This window comes from Listeria booriae, assembly GCF_000766865.1.
In the GTDB taxonomy this organism is placed as follows: Bacteria; Bacillota; Bacilli; order Lactobacillales; family Listeriaceae; genus Listeria_A; species Listeria_A booriae.
In genome coordinates, this window is the sequence record NZ_JNFA01000025.1 from 274880 (window position 1) to 295433 (window position 20554).

General features: G+C 45.1%; 21 protein-coding genes, 1 other RNA gene and 1 riboswitch. Of the genes, 3 read left to right on the forward strand and 19 right to left on the reverse strand.

Annotated elements, in window-relative coordinates:
• Positions 1-84: 84 nt before the first annotated feature.
• The 3 genes from EP57_RS12535 to EP57_RS12545 all read left to right on the forward strand — a co-directional run bounded on the left by EP57_RS12535 (position 85) and on the right by EP57_RS12545 (position 3784).
• The gene (locus tag EP57_RS12535; RefSeq protein ID WP_036087209.1) at positions 85-1278 is read left to right on the forward strand and encodes a glycine C-acetyltransferase; all 1194 of its coding nucleotides are present in this window, start codon (positions 85-87) and stop codon (positions 1276-1278) included.
• Positions 1279-1410: 132 nt separating this feature from the next.
• Positions 1411-2382, forward strand: a complete 972-nt coding sequence (locus EP57_RS12540; protein WP_036087210.1) for an L-threonine 3-dehydrogenase — start codon at positions 1411-1413, stop codon at positions 2380-2382.
• Between the two features lie 82 nt (positions 2383-2464).
• Positions 2465-3784, forward strand: a complete 1320-nt coding sequence (locus tag EP57_RS12545; protein ID WP_036087211.1) for an APC family permease — start codon at positions 2465-2467, stop codon at positions 3782-3784.
• A 60-nt stretch (positions 3785-3844) separates the two neighbouring features.
• Here the strand turns inward: EP57_RS12545 and ssrA are convergent.
• The 19 genes from ssrA to EP57_RS17390 form a co-directional block, all read right to left on the reverse strand.
• Positions 3845-4212: a transfer-messenger RNA gene (ssrA, locus tag EP57_RS16710) on the reverse strand.
• An 85-nt stretch (positions 4213-4297) separates the two neighbouring features.
• Positions 4298-6184: a tetratricopeptide repeat protein gene (locus EP57_RS12550; protein WP_036087212.1), complete on the reverse strand. Its 1887-nt coding sequence runs from the start codon at positions 6182-6184 to the stop codon at positions 4298-4300.
• A gap of 81 nt (positions 6185-6265) precedes the next feature.
• Positions 6266-6730, reverse strand: coding sequence for an SsrA-binding protein SmpB (smpB, locus tag EP57_RS12555; RefSeq protein WP_036087213.1), 465 nt, complete (start codon positions 6728-6730; stop codon positions 6266-6268).
• Between the two features lie 15 nt (positions 6731-6745).
• Complete coding sequence (gene rnr, locus EP57_RS12560; RefSeq protein ID WP_036087214.1) at positions 6746-9103, reverse strand: ribonuclease R; 2358 nt, start codon at positions 9101-9103, stop codon at positions 6746-6748.
• A 27-nt stretch (positions 9104-9130) separates the two neighbouring features.
• A complete protein-coding gene (locus EP57_RS12565) occupies positions 9131-9877 on the reverse strand; it encodes an alpha/beta hydrolase (protein WP_036087215.1) in 747 nt (248 codons plus the stop codon).
• Positions 9878-10048: 171 nt separating this feature from the next.
• The gene (gene secG / locus EP57_RS12570) at positions 10049-10279 is read right to left on the reverse strand and encodes a preprotein translocase subunit SecG (RefSeq protein ID WP_036087216.1); all 231 of its coding nucleotides are present in this window, start codon (positions 10277-10279) and stop codon (positions 10049-10051) included.
• A gap of 87 nt (positions 10280-10366) precedes the next feature.
• A complete protein-coding gene (locus tag EP57_RS12575) occupies positions 10367-11167 on the reverse strand; it encodes an amino acid ABC transporter ATP-binding protein (protein ID WP_052167681.1) in 801 nt (266 codons plus the stop codon).
• The gene (locus EP57_RS12580) at positions 11164-11874 is read right to left on the reverse strand and encodes an amino acid ABC transporter permease (protein WP_036087217.1); all 711 of its coding nucleotides are present in this window, start codon (positions 11872-11874) and stop codon (positions 11164-11166) included. The genes EP57_RS12575 and EP57_RS12580 overlap by 4 nt, the downstream gene beginning before the upstream one ends.
• A gap of 23 nt (positions 11875-11897) precedes the next feature.
• Complete coding sequence (locus tag EP57_RS12585; protein WP_036087218.1) at positions 11898-12602, reverse strand: amino acid ABC transporter permease; 705 nt, start codon at positions 12600-12602, stop codon at positions 11898-11900.
• Positions 12603-12619: 17 nt separating this feature from the next.
• Positions 12620-13447, reverse strand: a complete 828-nt coding sequence (locus EP57_RS12590) for an amino acid ABC transporter substrate-binding protein (protein ID WP_036087219.1) — start codon at positions 13445-13447, stop codon at positions 12620-12622.
• 11 nt (positions 13448-13458) lie between these two features.
• The gene (locus EP57_RS12595; RefSeq protein ID WP_036087220.1) at positions 13459-13998 is read right to left on the reverse strand and encodes a GNAT family N-acetyltransferase; all 540 of its coding nucleotides are present in this window, start codon (positions 13996-13998) and stop codon (positions 13459-13461) included.
• Positions 13999-14010: 12 nt separating this feature from the next.
• Positions 14011-15336 carry an LLM class flavin-dependent oxidoreductase gene (locus EP57_RS12600; RefSeq protein WP_036087221.1) on the reverse strand — a complete coding sequence of 442 codons (1326 nt, stop codon included), beginning with the start codon at positions 15334-15336 and terminating at the stop codon, positions 14011-14013.
• A gap of 17 nt (positions 15337-15353) precedes the next feature.
• A complete protein-coding gene (locus tag EP57_RS12605; RefSeq protein WP_036087222.1) occupies positions 15354-16361 on the reverse strand; it encodes an LLM class flavin-dependent oxidoreductase in 1008 nt (335 codons plus the stop codon).
• A complete protein-coding gene (locus EP57_RS12610; protein WP_036087223.1) occupies positions 16337-16621 on the reverse strand; it encodes a glutaredoxin family protein in 285 nt (94 codons plus the stop codon). The genes EP57_RS12605 and EP57_RS12610 overlap by 25 nt, the downstream gene beginning before the upstream one ends.
• A gap of 20 nt (positions 16622-16641) precedes the next feature.
• Positions 16642-17181 (reverse strand): NADPH-dependent FMN reductase, encoded by a 540-nt coding sequence (gene ssuE / locus EP57_RS12615; RefSeq protein WP_036087224.1) that lies wholly within the window; start codon positions 17179-17181, stop codon positions 16642-16644.
• 102 nt (positions 17182-17283) lie between these two features.
• Positions 17284-17394, reverse strand: a riboswitch (SAM riboswitch).
• A 116-nt stretch (positions 17395-17510) separates the two neighbouring features.
• Positions 17511-17849: an avidin-fold protein gene (locus EP57_RS12620; protein ID WP_036087225.1), complete on the reverse strand. Its 339-nt coding sequence runs from the start codon at positions 17847-17849 to the stop codon at positions 17511-17513.
• 112 nt (positions 17850-17961) lie between these two features.
• Positions 17962-18540 (reverse strand): nitroreductase family protein, encoded by a 579-nt coding sequence (locus EP57_RS12625; protein ID WP_036087226.1) that lies wholly within the window; start codon positions 18538-18540, stop codon positions 17962-17964.
• Between the two features lie 63 nt (positions 18541-18603).
• Positions 18604-19947 (reverse strand): metallophosphoesterase, encoded by a 1344-nt coding sequence (locus EP57_RS12630; protein WP_052167682.1) that lies wholly within the window; start codon positions 19945-19947, stop codon positions 18604-18606.
• 493 nt (positions 19948-20440) lie between these two features.
• Positions 20441-20554 carry a DUF6985 domain-containing protein gene (locus EP57_RS17390; RefSeq protein WP_420912084.1) on the reverse strand — a complete coding sequence of 38 codons (114 nt, stop codon included), beginning with the start codon at positions 20552-20554 and terminating at the stop codon, positions 20441-20443.

Consider the following 20554-nt stretch of genomic DNA (forward strand, 5'->3'; position numbering starts at 1 on the left):
CTTGCGCCATGCTCCAACCCCATCCGAGCCCACCGCAAGCGCGATAACTATAATGATAAATCATAAAATAGGAGGCAATACCAGATGACAAACAAAGTTTTACACGCATTTTTAGAACCACAGTTGCAAGCTTTGCGAGAACAAGGGCTTTACAACACGATTGATACGATTGAAGGTCCAAACGGCGCGATTGTCAAAATCAACGGCGCGGATCTCATCAACTTATCGTCCAATAATTACTTAGGCTTTTCCAACGACGCTCGCCTAAAAGAAAAAGCCATTGCCGCGACAGAAACATACGGTGTTGGCGCTGGCGCTGTGCGTACCATCAACGGCACAATGACAATCCACAATGAACTGGAGACCAAACTTGCCGAGTTTAAACACACCGAAGCTGCAATCGCTTTCCAATCTGGATTCAACTGCAACATGGGCGCAATTTCAGCGATTATGACGAAAAACGACGCGATTATTTCCGACGAACTCAATCACGCGTCCATCATTGACGGTTGCCGTTTATCAGGCGCCAAAGTCTTGCGTGCCAAACACCAAGACATGGATGACTTACGTCGCGTCGCAAAAGAAGCCACCGAAAGCGGCAGCTACGAAAAAATTATGTATATCACAGACGGCGTTTTCTCAATGGATGGCGATGTTGCTAAAATCCCAGAAATCGTTGAAATCGCTGAAGAATTCGGCCTCATTACGTATGTCGATGATGCGCATGGTTCTGGCGTAATGGGCGGCGGCGCTGGTACAGTCAAACATTTCGGACTATCTGACAAAATCGACCTGCAAATGGGCACACTGTCCAAAGCCATTGGCGCTGTAGGCGGTTACGTTGCAGGCTCCCAACAACTGATTGACTGGCTAAAAGTTCGCGCAAGACCATTCCTATTCTCCACTTCCCTAACACCAGCCACAGCCGCAGCTTGTATCGAAGCAATCGACATTATGGAACATGACCCAGAACGCATGACAAAACTTTGGGACAACGGCACTTATTTAAAAAAAGGACTTGCCGATCTAGGTTTTGATATTGGTCATTCTGAAACACCGATTACACCTTGTATCATTGGTGATGAGAATTTGACGCAGCAATTTTCACGTCGTTTACTTGAAGAAGGCGTTTATGCAAAATCTATTGTCTTCCCTACGGTACCAAAAGGAACGGGACGCGTTCGTAATATGCCAACCGCTGCGCACACCAAAGAAATGCTCGATGAAGTCTTAGCGATTTATGAAAAAGTCGGCAAAGAACTAAACGTTATTAAATAAAAAAAGAGCGGCTGCGTTCACATTCTTCCCAATGCTCGCACAGCCAAACTCAAGTTATAAACCAAACTTAATTATACCATTATTTTGATTGAATATATAGATATGATTTTGACTAAAATGGAGGTTTTTTAAATGAAAAGAGTACTTATTACAGGTTGTTTAGGCCAAATTGGTTCTGAATTAACGCTGCGACTACGTGAGGAAAATGGGCGTGACAGTGTCATTGCAACGGATATTCGTCATGTTGCTGGAAACGAAGTTATTGAAAGCGGACCTTTTGAAATTTTAGATGTAACGAATAAAGCACGGATGATGGTTTTGGCGCGTAAATATGAAGTTGATACGATTATTCATCTTGCGGCCCTGCTTTCTGCTGTTGCCGAGGAAAAACCACAACTGGCGTGGGATTTGAATATGGGCGGTCTCGTAAATGCGCTAGAAGTCGCTCGCGAGCTTGATTTGAAATTCTTCACACCAAGTTCCATCGGATCATTTGGTCCTGGCACACCTGCTGTAAACACGCCACAAGACACGCTTCAGCGCCCAACGACGATGTACGGTGTAACGAAAGTAAGCGGCGAATTATTATGCGACTACTACTATCAAAAATTTGGCGTAGATACCCGTGGTGTTCGCTTCCCTGGTCTGATTTCCTACAAGACCGAGCCTGGCGGTGGCACAACCGATTATGCCGTTGATATTTATTATGAAGCAATCAAACACAAAAGCTACACCTCTTTCATCGCGCCTGGAACGTATATGGACATGATGTATATGCCTGACGCAATCGACGCGATTATCAAATTAATGAAAGCGGAACCAAGTCAGTTGGTGCATCGCAATGCCTTTAATATTACCGCAATGAGCTTCGAACCCGAACAAATCGCAGCTTCGATTCGCAAGTTCATTCCTGATTTTGAAATGAAATACGACGTTGACCCAGTTCGTCAACAAATTGCGGACTCGTGGCCAGATTCCCTGGATACAACTTGCGCTAGAAATGAATGGGATTTCAATCCGCAATACGACCTAGACAAAATGACAAAAGATATGTTGGAAAAGCTGACAAATAAGCTTAAAAATGATACAGTAGTAAGGCACTAATCTTTTTTGCATAAAAAAATTGTCAGTCACAGTACAATGACTAAAGTCTCATATGACACAATTGACAAGTAAGGGGAGACATATGGAAAATCAGAAACTAAGAAAAGAAATTGGTTTTTTCACCGCGCTCACCGTCGTAATGGGAACTGTTATCGGTTCAGGGGTATTTTTCAAACCAGAAGCAGTTTATTCAGCTACCGGAACAGCAGGACTTGGGCTTTTAGCTTGGATTCTAGGCGGCGTCATTACTATTTGCGGTGGATTAACGGCAGCAGAACTTTCAGCAGCCATCCCACAAACTGGCGGAATGATGATTTATCTACAAAAAACATACGGCAAGCTAACTGCCTACCTTCTCGGCTGGGCACAAACGGTTATTTACTTCCCGGCTAATATTGCAGCATTGTCCATCATCTTTGCCACACAAGTCGCGAATTTATTTCAAACAAGCGATGACATCATCGTACCAGTGGCCATTGCGGCAGCAGCATTCGTTATGTTAATGAATTTTATCGGAGCCAAAGTAGCGGGTTCATTCCAAGCTATCACGACGATTTGTAAGCTCATACCGCTCATTTTAATCATTGTTTTTGGCCTGTTCCATCAAGGTGATGTGGCGTTTCGGCTATTTCCGATTAGCGTAGAAGAGCACCCATTCTTAACTAGCCTCGGTTCAGGACTTGTTGCAACGATGTTTGCGTATGACGGTTGGATTCACGTTGGAAACATCGCAGGCGAGATGAAAAATCCGAAGAAAGACTTGCCAAAAGCGATTGTATTTGGGTTAACAGGGGTTATGTTAGTTTACCTACTTATCAATATCGCGTACCTTTTCGTTATGCCAGCCGCGTCACTTGCAGCTACAGCAACGCCAGCATCCGATGTAGCCAATGTCATTTTCGGTTCAATCGGCGGGAAGCTAATAACAATTGGTATTTTAATCTCGGTTTTCGGGACAATCAACGGTTATACAATGACAGGAATCCGTATTCCTTACGCAATGGCATTAGATAATCAACTACCATTTAGTAACTGGTTTCAGAAACTTGGTAAAAAGAGCAGCGTTCCGTACAACGGCGGGATCATTATTTTAATCATCTCAGTTATCATGATATTTACCGGAGGATTCAATCAATTAACAGATATGCTAATATTCGTAATTTGGATTTTCTACACGCTCACATTTATCGCCGTATTTGTTTTACGAAAACGAGAACCAGAACTGAAACGGCCGTATAAAGTGCCACTGTATCCTGTGATTCCGATTATCGCGATTTGCGGCGGGGTGTTTATTGTGTTAAATACATTGTATACACAACCGCTTAATGCGGGAATTGGGCTTGGTTTAACATTGATTGGATTGCCGATTTATTTCTATAAGAAGACTAAAGGACATTTTTGATAGATAAAAAAGACGCTTGGGAGCATTGGTTAGACAATGTTCTCAAGCGTTTTCTCTATTTAATGGAGACGGTGGGAGTCGAACCCACGTCCAGAAATAACGGCACTTAGACTTCTACGAGCGTAGTCATCGTATTAGGGGTTCGCATATGCAGCGGCCCGACAACAGGCTTTCGCAAAGCTAGTCTGATTATGCTCTTCTTTTAAGCCCCAGACGGAGACTTAAAATCGTATCCCACTTAATTTGAGACCCTTACCGTAGCACATGGGCGATGCACGGAGGATCAGCTATCGACTGTTCTTAGGCAGCGAAAGCTAGGTTGTTATTAGTTTTGCCAGTTATTATTGGCTTTGACGTTTGTAACGAGGCCGATCCCCCCGACTCGCAATCCAAGCTCGAACTATCCCTGTCGAATCCGTAACGTCCCCTCGAGGTTCGTGTACAGCAAATTATATTATACACGAACTGCTCTCAAATGGCAAGTTAAAGCCAATTATCGAGTGATTTTAAATGTTATAGTGAGTCTTCCCAATCTAAATCACTCAGTATTTCTTCGTATCTTGCTTGATCCTCGGCATCTTCACTCCAATCTGCGCCATACATGTAGACCAAATTTTTATCTTCAAATTGCGCGATAAGGGGCTCTCCATCATTATTATCAGTCATTTTGAGGTACTGGTAGTCGCTATCGTCTATGAAAACGAAATTCGTGCTGGCGATAAATTGCTTTTTCACTGCATCGTCATTCATCATGTCTGTGAAGGTATCTTGAAAATCTTCGCCAACCATTGTGAGTGCTACCGCATGATTGTTATCATTTGACACAAAACTGGCTTGGATAAGCTTCATATGTGCTTCTTCTAAAACGCCGTCGCTAATGCCTAACTCTTCTTCAAATGCTTGTAATAACTCGGTATAGCGGGCTTTTCCAGCTTCTGTGTCGTCCCAGCCAGTGCCGTAAATGCCGTGCAGTTTATAGTCTTTAAATTCGGTTAGGAATAGTAAATCTCCGGAATAATCCTCGATTTTAAGATATTGCAACTCGCCATCGTCAAGATATTCTCCTGTTGTGTAGGCACTGCTGAACTGTTCTTTCAATTTAGGCTGACTCATTAGTTTTTCGAAAACTGGATAGAAGCTGTCGTCAATGATATCATCTTGCGCGATGTCTTCTTCGTTTTCGAGACTATTTCGGATCGTAAAAAAATAATCTGCTTCTTCAGCACCGGACATGTCATTGTACGAACTCGAATCGTAGTCATCGGCAGAATTGTCTTCCATTAAACCAAAACCAATGACTGCCAAAATAATCGCCGGGACAATAAAGATTTTAGGATTGATTTTAGTTGGTTGCGTAGCTTTCTTGGCTAGCGGCGGGTTTACTTCCCGATTTTGTTCCCGCGTTATTGGTTTTGGCGGCTTGGTTTCCGTTACTTTTTTAGCTGGTGGTGCTTGTATGACTGGCTTTGCGACTTGTTTTACTGGGGTTTTCGGGGCTTCTACGCCTAGTTGTCGTTTTGCGCGTATTCCATTGCTGATTAGGCCTGCCACCACGACTAGAGCTAGCACGACCGTGACGCCAATAATTCCGACTAAATTGCTAATGAAGAACAGTGGTATGCACAAAATCCAGAGGCCTAACACGAAGCCCAGCATCATTTTTGCAGATGTTTTGCGTCCTTTGAACGGGGCTATAAAAAGAAGACCAATCCGCAGAACCATTGCGACAAGCCAATTACTAGTTGGAGCGGCTTGGCGAACTAATCGTGCCGACTCCGCGTCATGCTTCGTTTGTAGTGCCCGTTCGGATAAATCCCGTGCCATTTTAAAATGACCATCTTCAAAACTCCACTGCGCAAAATTCCGCACATTTTCCGTGTGATTTGGATCTAGACCAAGCGCTCGCTGCATGTAATCACGCGCTACCTTCTTCTTTCCGAGCTGATACATCACGTTGCTGTACTTCCCGACATAATCCGCATTGCGCGCGTCCAACCCAGCGGCTTTTTCAAAATAAGGTGCGGCTTCTGTCAAACTCTGAGCTTCAAGCAAAATCCCCATCCGATACGGATAAAAAGCCTCCCGCGACGCATAGCGCATGCCTTGCTCAATATAATATTTCTCTTTAGCAGCATTGTCACTACCCGTCCAAATCATCACGCCAAGTCGCATCGCTTCTTCACAGCGCGGATCATGCCGTAACGTCTCCTCCACATAAGCCTCTGCGGCAACCTTATCTTTATCTCCCGCAAACGCCACATACGCCAAACACAAATATCCTACAAAATTTCGTGGTTGCGCTTCCACATAACTTTGCGCGATTTCCCTTGCTTCTTCCAACTCCCCATTGTCCACAAGTTTCATCAACGCCTCAAACTTCATCACTCTAGTTGAAATCATTGTCTACACTCCCATTTTCTGATGTTAAAAAAGCCAAATAAATATGCATTTCCCACACATATCTATTTGGCTTTCTCGCTCTTAACGCTGTCTTTCTTTAAACGCTCGTTCCACATCACGCTTGGCTTCTTTGCGTTTCAAATCTTCACGTTTATCATATTTCTTTTTACCTTTTGCCACACCGATTAGCACTTTTGCATAGCCGTCTTTAATATACATTTTCAGCGGAACAATCGAGTAACCTGCCTCTTTTGTCTCGCCGATCAGCTTGCTAATCTGCTTCTTGTGCAGCAATAATTTGCGCGTTCTAAGCGGATCATGATTGTAGCGGTTGCCCTGCTCATACGGACTAATATGCATATTATGCAGAAAAACTTCGCCACGATCCACTCTGGCATACGCATCTTTCAAGTTCACGCGCGCATTACGAACCGATTTAATCTCCGTTCCTTGGAGCACAATTCCTGCTTCAAACGTTTCTTCAATCGCATAGTCATGACGCGCTTTCTTATTTTGTGCTACTAAACGTCCTTCACCTTTAGGCATCGTACATCTTCCCTTCTAACGGCGCGGCTTCTTCGATTTCGTACCTTTTGCCACACCTTGGTAAAATGGTTTTTTCTTTTTCTTCTTCGGTTTTGCGTACCATTCGCCCTCGTCTTTTTCTTTCTTACGCGATGGTCCGTCATTTCGTTTCTTATCGCCGCCACCTGGACGACCTTTATTTTTCTTAAATGATTTGGAGACTTCCACGGTTTTCTTGTTCCGTTTAAAGCCTGGCGATTCTTTACCAAGACTGCGCAAAGCAAAATCGATTTCGCGGTGGTCTACATCGACCTTCGTTACCTCAACTTCGACTTCATCGCCAATCCGGTAAACCTGCCCTGTTCGCTCCCCAATCATCGCTAACTGGTTCTGATGAAACTGGAAGTAGTCGCCCTTCATCGTGCTCACATGTACAAGCCCTTCAATCGTATTTGGCAATTCAATAAACAAGCCAAAATTCGTCACCGAACTAATAATACCTTTGAAAATTTCACCCACATGTTGCACCATGTATTCCGTTTTCTTCAGTTCATCCGTTTCACGTTCTGCCTCCACAGCGCGACGTTCCATTTTTGATGTATGCTCGGCGATTTCTGGAAGACGTTCGCCCCATTTCGCAAGCGTCGCATCATCAATGTTGCCATGTATCAAATACTCACGAATTAAACGATGGACAATCAAATCCGGATAACGACGAATCGGAGATGTGAAATGCGTATAATACTCCGTTGACAAGCCAAAGTGACCCATGTTCGCCGTATCATATTTCGCTTGTTGCATCGAACGCAACATAATCGTTGACACAACCATTTCTTCCGGTTTACCTTTTACCTCATCCAAAACTTGCTGCAAAGCCCGCGGATGCACATCATTCGCCGTTCCCTTCACAATCAAGCCAAAATTCGTAATAAATTCAAAGAAACGCTGCAACTTCTCTTCACGCGGATTTTCATGGATACGGTAAATAAACGGCACTTGCATCCAATAAAAATGCTCCGCAACGCTCTCATTGGCCGCCAACATGAACTCTTCAATCAAGCGCTCACCAGCAGACCGTTCCCGCGTCACAACGCCCGTCGGATGCCCGTCATCATCCACCACAATACGCGCTTCTTTAAAATCAAAATCAATAGCCCCACGCGCGTCCCGTTTCTTATGCAAAATCCGCGACAACGCATGCATTTCCTCTAACATCGGCACAATCGCCGCATATTTCTCACGTAGTACGGCATCTTCCTGCACTAAAATATCATTAACATCCGAATACGTCATACGCTCCGTTGTTTTAATCACACTTTCAAAAATCTCATGCGAAACAACAGTACCCGTCTCATCAATTTCCATTTCACAAGACATCGTAAAGCGGTCCACATGCGGATTTAACGAACAAATCCCGTTCGACAAACGATGCGGAATCATCGGAATAACCCGATCCACTAAATACACACTCGTGCCACGCTCAAATGCCTCACGATCCAGCGCCGAGCCCTCCGTCACATACGAACTTACATCCGCAATATGCACGCCAAGCTTATAATTACCATTTGGCAATTTCGTCACCGTTACCGCATCATCCAAATCTTTCGCATCCGCGCCATCAATCGTAATAATCACTTCATCACGCAAGTCGCGGCGCTCACCGATTTCACTTTCCGCAATCTCCGCTGGAACCGCATTCGCCTGCTCCATCACATCATCCGGAAAAGCAATCGGAATCCCATGTTTATGAATAATCGATAAAATATCGACACCCGGATCATTCCGATGCCCAATAATCATTTTCACAATACCACGCGCACGGCTATGGTTCTTCGGATAGTCCGTCAATTCAACGATAACCTTATGGCCATCGACAGGTTTCAAACCATTATCAAGATCAATTTCCACCTCGCCAAATGTCCGTTTATCATCAGGAATCACAATCGGTTCTCCAATCAAATCCTCCATATACGTACCAACAATTTGCGACGTTTTGCGTTCCACAATTTTGTGAATCGTTCCTTCTGCTAAATTATCACCCTTAATCTTCGTGATATTCGCAAAAACAACGTCCCCGTTCATCGCATTATTCACTTGCGTCGGCGGAATAAAAATATCATCCATATCCTGCTCTTCAGGAAGAACAAATCCAAATCCCTTCTCATGCGCCCGGAAAGTCCCCTTCACAAAATCCAGTTCCTTCGGCAACGCATAGCGATTCTTCTTCGTCCGAATCACATCCCCACGATCCTCCATCGCAACAAGCGACTTCACCATCGCCTTAAAATCGTCCGCATCTTGCAACGCCATTTCCGCTTCTAAATCATCTAATGAAAATGTCGTTTTCGGCGATTCCTTCATAAAATCTAATAATCTCTCTTCAATTTTCTTCATTGTTTCCCTCCTCTCTCTTTCAAAAACTTAAACATGCCAATCGAGCGTATTTAAAAAGGCTAAAATATCATCTTGCAACTGCGCCTTTTCCTTATCAATCGTAATTACATGTCCAGAATTCTCGTACCAATTCAGTTCCTTTTGTTCTGACTCTACCTTATTATAAATCAATTCCGCACCATTTACATCTACCATCTGATCTTTTTTTCCTTGAACAACCATAATCGGCGCATAAATCAGATCAATTTGCGGAATAACCTCATTAATCTCATCTTTTAGCTTCGCAATCGTGTCCATCGGTGCATCCGCATAAGCAAGCATTTCCGCATCAATCTGCTCTGGCGTTTTGCCTTCATACTTCTTATAATTTCGCACATAGTCTAAGAATCCTTGAATAATCGGCGAAGAACTATCCATCCGCGTCGGCGTACTCATCGCCACAATCCCTTTGAGCGGCCGATTATATCCCAGTTTCAGCGAGAACAACCCACCAAGCGACAACCCAGCCACTGCAATCTCCTCATAACCAAGCGATTTCAAATGGTCATACGCATCGAGCACATCCTGCCACCAATCATCCGGCCCCGTCGTCAACAATACATCCGGCGAAACACCGTGCCCTTTGTACTGCGGCGCGTAACACGTATAATGATTATCCTGCAAAAATCGCCCTAACATCCGCACATCCGCCGAACTTCCCGTAAACCCGTGCAGCAACAATACCGCCCGTTTCCCTGTCTCAAATAAAAATGGCTGTGGCGCCTTCATCTTCATATCAAAAATCCCCTTCGTTCTATAAAATATCATTGTTACTAGTGTACCTTCTATAGACCCAAATTTCAAAAAGAAGGAATTGAAGTTCACCTGACCATACTTGAATAAGCGCTTATCTCCAAATAAAAAAACCCCACCCAAAGAATTAAGGTGGAGTCATCACGTTTATAATTACAAGAAAAATCCTAAAGCAATTAAGATTGCAAAGAATATTACTGCTAAAACAATCGTTGTGCGATGCAAGATACGTTCTAAACCTCTTGCTTTTTGTTTACCAAATAGCTCTTCTGCTCCACCAGAGATTGCTCCGGATAACCCGTTACTCTTACCTGGCTGAAGAACAACTACGATGATTAACAATATAGATACAATAACAAGTAAAACTGTTAACGCTGTATTCATGCTCTTTCCTCCTAAAACCGTCCTCTTTTTGACTACCTTTTATGATAGCATATTTCCTAGTAAAGGTAAAGAGTAAAAAAGCGACTTTTAGTAGGCTGTCGATGCTTTCGGCCATTCTTCTGGTACTGGAACAACAACTGGCGTGACAGAGACGTCCCCAGAAATCCGACGCAAAAATTGGCGTGTTCGTTCTTGCTTCGGTGCTCCAAATAGTTCAGCCGGACTTCCTTCTTCTACCACAACACCATCCGCCATAAACAACACATGATCCGACACTTCTTTTGCAAATTGCATTTCATGTGTCACCACAACCATCGTCATTCCTTCCTCCGCAATCGCTTTAATAACCGCCAAAACCTCACCGACAAGCTCGGGATCAAGCGCTGAAGTAGGCTCATCAAAAAGAATAACCTCTGGATTCAAAACTAACGCACGAGCAATACCAACGCGTTGCTGCTGTCCACCTGAAAGCTGACTCGGATAAAAATCTAATTTATCACCAAGTCCAACTTTTGCTAAAATGGCTTCACTTCTAGCTCTAGCCTCTGCTTTTTTCACTTTTTGAGCGACGATTAAGCCTTCCATCACGTTTTGGATGACCGTTTTATGGGCGAATAAATTATAATGTTGGAATACCATCGCTGTTTGTTTCCGTAGCGCAATGATGTCTTTTTTAGTCGCTTTTTCGGTGGCTACCGTCACATGACCGATTTCGATTGTGCCACCGTTTGGTTTTTCTAAGTAATTGAGGCAGCGAAGTAAGGTCGTTTTGCCAGAGCCGCTGGGGCCTAGAATCGTGATTACCTCGCCTTTGTTTATCGTTAAGTCAATGCCTTTTAGCACTTCTTGTTTTCCGAACTGTTTTTTTATTCCTTGTAAGCGGATCATCCAATCCCTCCTCGATTATAGGCCGTGGCTTTGCGGTCAATCAGTGACGCGGCGAGCTCGATAATGATGGTGACGCCCCAATAAAGCAAGCCTGCCGCGATAAATGCTTCGAGAAACTTCAAATTGCTAGAAGCCACGATTTGCGCCGTTCCCGTAATTTCTTTGACCGAGACGAGAAAAGCAATCGACGAAGCTTGCAAAAAGCCAACCACGATATTCGTCAAATTCGGAATCGACTGCGCTAGCGCCTGCGGTAAAATAATCCGCGTCATCACTTGGAATTTCGTCATCCCGACGGAATAACCTGCCTCCATTTGGCCACTTGGTACAGCAACAATGCCAGAACGGATAATTTCAGAAAGATAAGCTCCCGCGCTAAGCGACAACGCAATCAGTACAAAAATAGTAATTGGCACACTGTTAATATTGAACGTCCAGTCGTACCGTTTTGAAAGCGTATCAAGCAAGAGCGGTAAACCAAAATAAATCAGCATAATATGCATCACAATCGGCGTCCCCCGAACAAAGGACACATAGCCATTCGCCACATGATACACGCCCGGCGTACGGTAAATTCGCGCCAAAGCAACGCCAAGCCCAATGAGAAAACCGACAACTAACGGCACAAATGTGAGCAATAACGTGAGCGGTAACGCCGTCAAAATCTCTTTAAAAGCCTCCCAAATAAACGGAAAATCCAGTTGCATCGCGTACTTCGCCTCCTTTTCTCTTAATCTAGCGCAACGACTGGCGCCTTATGACGGTTGGCACGTTTTTCAAATACTTTTGCCAGTTGTTCCAAGATGAGAACGACCGCGTAATAAATAATCGACATCGCGATGTAGACTTCCAGCGCATGAGCTGTAGCCGCAATCAACGCTTCTCCGCGCCCCATCATATCCATAATCCCAATCGTAAACGCAAGCGACGTGTCCTTCAATGAACTAATGACCGAGTTCGCCACATTCGGAAAAGCAATACTCGCACTCTGCGGCAACACAATCCGGAAAAAGCCCTGCGCCTGACTCATGCCAACCGACATCGCAGCCTCCGTTTGCCCATAATCCACGCCCTTAATCGCACTTCGGAAAATCTCTGAAAAAATCGCGCCATCCCGCAACGCATACGTAATAATCACGAAATACGCCGGTGCCATCCGCGAAATATCAACACCAAACACAAGTAACAACGCCGGTAAACCGTAAAATACTAAAAATAACTGAATCAACATCGGTGTTCCGCGAATGAACGAAAGGAACACGACGACGAGCTGGCTAAGCACAGGCACCCGAAACAGTCGAATGACTGCCAAAATCATGCCCAAAATCAGCCCAATCACCGTCGCATACACCAACACTTGCAACGTTACCATCAAATATTCCAACAATGTCGGAATGAAATCAAAAATCAAATGCCAATCAAACGCCTTCCCCATTCGCACCTCACCTCACTTTAAAAATCAACCGAATAATCCGCACCAAGCCATTTCTTGCTCAGCTTACTCACAACGCCTTCTTCTTTCAACTCCTTGAGTGCCCCGTCAAGATCGTCCGATAACTGCGACTCATTTTTGCGCAATAAGAAATATACTTTCGAATTCAGCACAGGTTCCCCAACTACTTTTTGCTGGGCGTCCGCTTGCTCATTCAGCAATTTCACCGCGAACGGTGTTGTAATCGTAGCATCCGCGCGACCAGTTCTAATTTGATTCGTCGCATCATTGTTTCCAGTTCCCGAATACACGATATTAATTTTGTCGCCATGTTCCTTGTTGTACTTCTCCAAATACACCGCCGAATTACTCGTGGCACTCACAATTGCCGTTTTACCAGCCAAATCCGCGACCGATTTTATGTCCGTATTCTTCTCGTTCACCGCCACTTGCAACGGAAAAACATTATACGGCTCCTTATTAAATAAAAACTTCTCCTTCCGCTCATCGTTTACTTCCATCTGATGCGCCACGAAGTCGATTTTATTCGTTTGCAAACTCAGTAATAAATTAGAAAAATCCATTGTTTTAAACTCAAACTTGTACTGCGGTAGCTTCTTATCCAGCGCCTTTACAAGCTCCACATCATATCCCGTCAAATTTCCCTTATCATCAATAAAGCAGATATTCGGAAATTGCGTTCCCGTCCCAACAACAATCGTCTTAACGTCCTTGCCATCCTTCGTAAGCGCATCACTAGACGCCCCAGTATCCGTTCCGAGTCCACAACCCGCGAGCAACACACCACTCGCCACGACTAACAAAGCCCCAAAAACCCATTTTTTCATCAAATCTCCCCTTATTCTTGATTTACAAGCACTTCCACATTTCCCAACTCCGCAAAAAGCTCCTCATTCAAAACCTTGCGCAAAAAGACAATATTATCGCCTTCATATTCATGCTCATAAAAGCCAACATAGCCGCGATGTTCATAAATCGAAACGAGCCAAGGATGCCGCGTCGCCGTAGCCAAGTAAACCGCTGGCGCCTTAATCTGATCCACCAAAACACGTTGCTCCACATAATCCAAAAGCGCCGTCCCGACCCCTTGTCGCTTAAATTCTGGGTCCACCGCGAACCACCAAATAAATGGATACGGCTGAATCGAACGCTCACCAAGCGCCCACGGAAAAGCCACCGTTACCGTCGCAATAATCCGACCATCTCGCTCCAACACATAATTCGCATTCCGACGAATATTTTCCTCCACCGTCGCCAAATCCGCCGTTGCTCCAACAAACTTAATATCCATATCCTTCAGCGGCTTATACCCTCTAATCGACACATCATGCACAATCGCCGCATCATCCAACGTAGCTAACCGAATAACATCCCCCACAAAAACTCCTCCTTAATTTTGCGCCTCCACTTTATTAGCATAACGACTCACTTTAAACGGCAAATCCAAGTTTCCACGCAACGTCTCACTCGCATATTCCCGCTCATAATAACCACGTTCCTCCAAAATTGGCAGCACTTCCGCAACAAAATCATCCAGACCCTCCGCCAAAACTGGCGTTGCAAAAATAAAACCGTCCGCCGCCTGCCCATCAAACCAAGCAATCAACTCATCCGCAATCCTATCCGGCGTTCCCACAAAAGCCGATTTTGGCGTCGTCACCCGCAAAGCCGTCTCACGCAACGTCCAATTCTCACGTTTCGCATCCTCTTTAATTTTGCGCGTTGTCGCCCGAAAACTATTCTCACCAACCGTCCCAATATCAGGAAACGGCTCATCTAGCGGGAATTTCCCGAACTCAAAATGATCAAAGAACCGTCCCAAATACGCGAGTGCCTCCTCATCCGAAACCAAATTCTTAATCTTCTCATATTTCGCATCCGCCTCATCCTGCGTCTTCCCAACAATCGGCGACACCCCAGGAAAAATCTTAATCTCATCCGCGCTACGACCATTGGCCACCGTCCGCGCCTTCACATCCCGATAAAACTCCTGCGCCTCCTCAAGCGAACCACCATTCGTAAACACTGCATCCGCTTCCTTCGCCGCCAAGTCCTTCCCAGGTTCCGAAGACCCCGCCTGAAACACCAACGGCTGCCCCTGCTTCGAACGCCCAATATTCAGCGGACCTTCCACCGCAAAAAACTGCCCCTTATGATTCAAACGATGCACTTTTTCCTCATCAAAAAACTGTCCTGTTTCCCGATTTCGCACAAACGCATCATCATCCCACGAGTCCCAAAGCCCCTTCACGACTTCCAAATGCTCCTCGGCAATCTCATAACGCAACGCATGCGGCGGGTGTGTCTTCTTACTATAATTATTCGCCGAACGCTCAAGCGGCGAAGTCACCGCATTCCAGCCAGCACGACCACCACTAATAAAATCCAGCGATGCAAACTGACGCGCCACCGTAAAAGGCTCACTATACGACGTCGAAAGCGTTCCAACCAAACCAATTCGCGATGTCACAGCCGCCAGCCCCGAAAGCACCGTCAACGGCTCAAACCGATTCAAGAAATGCGGAATCGACTTTTCATTAATAAACAACCCATCCGCCACAAACGCAAAAGTAAAACCAGCCTGCTCCGCCTTCAACGTCTGCTCCTTATAAAAATCAAAATTCACACTCGCATCTGCCGGCACACTCTCATGTTTCCAAGCATTCATATGCCCACCAGGCCCGTGCAACATCAAACCAAATTTTATTTTTCCCATTCTCACATTCCCCCTTCTTATCTCACCACATCCGCCGTCAAAACCGCCTCACTAATCAACTGCACCGAACGAAATCTCGCGTCCTGCCTCGCAACCGGCGTATGAATTACAAACTCATCCACATCAAACGTCGCCCGTAACCGTACCAGCTCCGCCTTCACCTGCTGCTGCGTCCCCGCAATAATATTCGCCTCGCGCTCCTCAATCGTGAAATCCGTCTCACCAGCCTGCCGCGCAAATTCCTCCGCCTGCGCCACCGTCTGCACCGTCACCGATACCCCCGTCGCAAGCGTCACCCGCACGACCTTCTGCTCACCAGCCAAGCTTTGCGCCTCACTTTCCGTATCCGCCGCCAAAACCGGAATCGCAATAATAAACTCCCCGTTCCGATTCTTCGTCCGAAACGCCGTCACAGCCTCCCGCAAAACCGTCTCATCACTCGTAATAAACTTCGCAAAACAGAAATTCACACCAAGTTTCGCAGCCAATTCAGCACTCGCCGTACTCGCTCCCAACAAGAAAATCTCAGGTTTCGTCGGTGGCTCAGGGTCCACATGCACCCCCGCCAGCACATGATCCGCCGGAACCGCATCATCCACAAACTGTTTTAACAACGTCAACTGCTCCGCAAAATCCACCGTCCCAGCACCGCGCCCATACTGCAACGCCTTCGTCGACAACGGCAAACCACCAGGCGCCTTCCCAACACCTAAATCCACTCGATTTGGCGCTAACGTAGCTAACAATTGAAAGTTTTCCGCAACCTTATACGCACTATAATGTTGCAGCATCACGCCACCCGAACCAACCCGAATCCGCTCCGTCCGCGCCAACAAATGCGAAACCAATACCTCAGGCGAAACACCAGCAAGCAACTTCGTATCATGATGCTCCGATACCCAAAACCTGTGATATCCCCACTCCTCCGCTTTTTCCGCGAGCGCAATCGTTTGCTGCAACGCCTCATAGCCACTTTTTCCATCCGCAATCGGACTTTGATCTAAAATACTGAGTCTAAATCCCATTTTTGCGCCTCCTCCAAAGCTTTTTTAAGCGCCGGCAAGCCCAATTCCGTTACCCCTTTGTATGTATGCCCGCGACCAATCTCAACTACCGGAACATAACGAACCCCGTACTTCGCCTGCAAAATCTCGCGCTGCTCATCATGATCCGTCACATCCACTTCCTTAAAATCAAATCCCTGCTCCCCCAAATACGCCTTCACTTCCGCACAATACTGGCACCCCTGCTTCGTCCAAACAACCACTGATAATGATTCCGCCATCCTTCAAAATCCCCCTTTAATTAAATCGTTTGCCGTACTCGAGCAATCGCCCCAACAAGCTCATCCACCTGACTCACCAAGCGCCGCTCCAACGCCACATCCACAATCGGCACCTCCGCCTCCTTGTCAACCTGCGCATCCACCACATAAACCCCTTGCAAAACCTCACCCTTCAAAACACCAAGCAACGGCTTCAACGCAAAATCAATCGCCAACACATGGCTACTACTACCACCAGACATAATCGGCAGAACAGCCTTACTTTTCAAAATATTTTCAGGCAACAAATCAAGCACCGACTTCAAAACTCCCGTATACGAAGCCTTATAAACCGGCGAACCAACAATCACGCCATCCGCCCCTTCAATATCCCGAATTAACCCCTGAATCCTCACATTTTGAAAATCCGCTTTGACTAACGTCTCCGCCTCAAAATCCCGCACCGAGTGAAAAACAACATCGCTTCCCCGCTCCTGCAAAAGCTTCCCCACATAGCCTAGCACCTTATCCGTCCCCGAATTCACCGACGGACTACCAGACAAAATCACGATTTTTCCCATCTCATCCCTGCTTTCTTTTTAAACCTTATATATCCGATGTAATTACTATGAATTAAAACAAAAAAGAACCTCCTTCCCATCTTGGAAAAGAGATTCCTCTTCTCCCTATCTGCCAGGCCAAAAACGCTCGCCTGCTGGAATGAGCACCTTTCTATCACTAGAGGTTGCTGTGGGATCTAAGGACCAGGTTCCTCCCCCAACTCTGAATAAGGACTGTATAATTTTTATGATTGGATGTATCTTACCATCTTAAAAATCAGATGTCAACAAATATTTTGTTTTTTTAGAATCGTTAACTATTTCACAAGAAGGCAAGCCCTTGCAATAACTTAAATCTCTTCCACAATCGAATTTCCTGAATCTCGCTCCAAGCCATTCCATTGCCATTCCTCGTGCATACGTAACTTCCCATTTGGCAAAAATTCCGGCACAGAATGACACATTCCGCTCCGAACACGCTTGTGAATACTCACATGATTATAGCGAAAATCCAAAGAACCATCCGGATTCACGACCCCAATCAATGTCCCGTTCTCAATCTCACCACCCGAGTAGGTTCCCGAAATAACATCATCATCCTGAAAATAGTGAAAAATCGTATTCTCAGACACCTCACCATTATCCGAATTTTCGACAACCTTGAATTTCTTGCCATGATAATTGACCATCAAAATTCCTCCCAGTTTACGAATTCGCCGCGCAACATAGTAGTGTCTTTAGTGTACCACAAAATAACAAAAAAGCCCTAGCAATTTACTATAGCCAGAGCATAATTTTTGCTTACTCACCTAAATCTTTCACCCAGTCATTCATCGCTCGGCGTGGCTTGGCATCAGGGATTTCATTCACACGCGTGATCTGCAAACAGCCAACAATTTGCTGACCATCCAGTCCAAGCTCCGTCACTAACTCCGGATCAAAAATAAAATTATTCGTCCGCCAAAGCACACCAAGACCAACCTCCCACGCCAAAAGTTGGATATTTTGAACAAAAGCACTGGTCGCCGCAATCGCTTCGAAATCTTTCTTGCCACTGCCAATAATGTCCGTCGTCACAATCAGCGTATAAGGCGGCGCAACGATTTTCCGTTCATTCCCAGCACGAATCTGATCGCGGCGTTCCCGCGTTAACGGCTCACCTTGCATTCGTTCCATCGAAGCCACAATTGCCTCAACTAAGCGCCGTTTCTCCGCTTCCGTCGACAATACCGCAACATGCCACGGTTCTATTTTACTATGAAAAGGCGCATAAGCCGCTTTCTCCAGAATCTCATTAATAACTTCACGCGCAATCGGTGTCTCATCTACTTGCTTGATACTACGGCGTTCCACGATAATTTCAGATATATTTTTACTCATTATACGTCCCCCTAGTGATAATCATTCTCACTAAGTATAGCATGACATTCCGAGCATTGCCTACTATCTGCTTTCAGGAATCACGAGCGACACATCATTCTTATCCCGATTCTTCACAATCGTATCAATATATTTCGTCAAAAACTCGCCATCAGCCTTCTGCCAAAGCGCATAACCAGGCGACTTCTCAATATCCTTCAAAAAGCCCTTATCCCCCGTGAAATAAGCAAAATTGGCCGTCTCCATCGTTTTTGCCATTTGCTCCACATCATCTGGGTCATATTTCCCTTTTTGAAACAATTCACTGAGCGACTTCGTATAACTAAATTGCCCAAAATAGTCCTTCGAATACTGCTGAAAATCTAGCAAATTCGGGTCTTTCGAGTTCGTCTCACGCGCATATTTCTCAACATCCACACGCGCCGTTTTATAAGACAAACCTTGATTTGGCGTATACTGAATAACACCATATTGCTGCGGATACATCGCCATCGAACTCGTCGCCACATCAAAAATCGTTTTACCGTCCACCGTTTTCTTCTGAATATCCTGAATATGCACATGCCCACTCAAATTCAGCGCCACATCATTCTTCGCAAAAAGCGACACAGCCTCCTTATTTTGCACAATGGTAAAACCGTGATTTAAAAGCTCACTATGATCCATCAAATTGTGATGCGTCACCGTAATAAGCTGCGCGTCATGTTTTTTCGCCAAATCCATACATTTCTGAATCCAAGCAAAAGTTTGCGTACTAATGTATCCATTCGTTTCAGGCGCGCCGAACTGTTTGTTATTGTCGTATTCCGCCGTGTCCAGCATTAGCAGCCATGTGTCCGCAGAAGGCGTCGCGAGGTAACTAAGCGTGGAATCATCGCGCATAATCGCCTCATCGTAGCCCGACTGATGATAAATTTCGGCGAATTCTTCCGCGGTAATATCTTTTGCCTTCAGTTGTTCGTCACCCTTGAATTTCCGCGCGTACGGGTTTAGGACGTCATGATTACCAGGAACAACGTAGGTTTGCACACCAGCCTTCTCGATTTTCGCTAGTTTTTTGGCCATTTCTTCGTGGCTTACTTTCTCACCATTGTTTGTAATATCGCCACTCAAGACTAGTACATCTGGCTTTTTCTGGATGACATCTTGTACGAAAGCGTCGGTGATTTCAGTGATGTAGTTCTGTTGCTTGCCGTCGCCCGTTGCGAGGTATGTCTGGAAAGCCTCTTTGCCGTCGGTGAGAGTGTTGGAGAGGTAGTGGATGTCGGTGGCTTGGTAGATGGTTAGCGGTTGATTTGTTGGTATTTTAGGATCTATAGTTGGTTCGGAAGATTGGGCATTTGGCTGTGCGCATGCTGTTAAGGCTAATGTTAGCAATGCGATACATGCGAGTGCGGCTTTTTTCATTTTGTGAGGCTCCTTTGTTTATATATTCACATAGATTAGTATAACATGGAATATGGGTTTTAGGGGTGGAGAAATTGTGACGGAGTTTGCGGTATTTGTCATTGTGGAACAAAAAATAGTAGGCAGGACCATGGTCGCACCTACTATTACTGTTGGCTTGCCTATTTGTTTTCCTGTTTGAAATAGATGAGATTCATTAGCAATACACCAAGAACGATGATAATTGCAAACACGCTAAATGCCGAACGTTCTTGTATAAAAGTTAGCACAGATATGACTAATAGTATGAGACATAGTACAGTTGCCAGGATTAAAAACCATTTGGAACCTTTTACAGTTTTTTTCATAAGTATCACCTCGTAGTATGTTAACTTTCTCATCTCAAAATCTATTGGTAATACTAGATAGCCAGATAAATTTTGCGATACAGTTTTAACTTCATAACTCCTTGTATATTTTGCTCAAAGGAATTGCCATTCCAGCAGTCCCTCATTCATAGTACGATATCTTGATAATCAACTTCTTCTACCTTTTCATTCTCAATCCGAACTCCCACACCATTATCTGTATCCCAAGTACAATCACACACTAAGCCAATTCTTCTCAA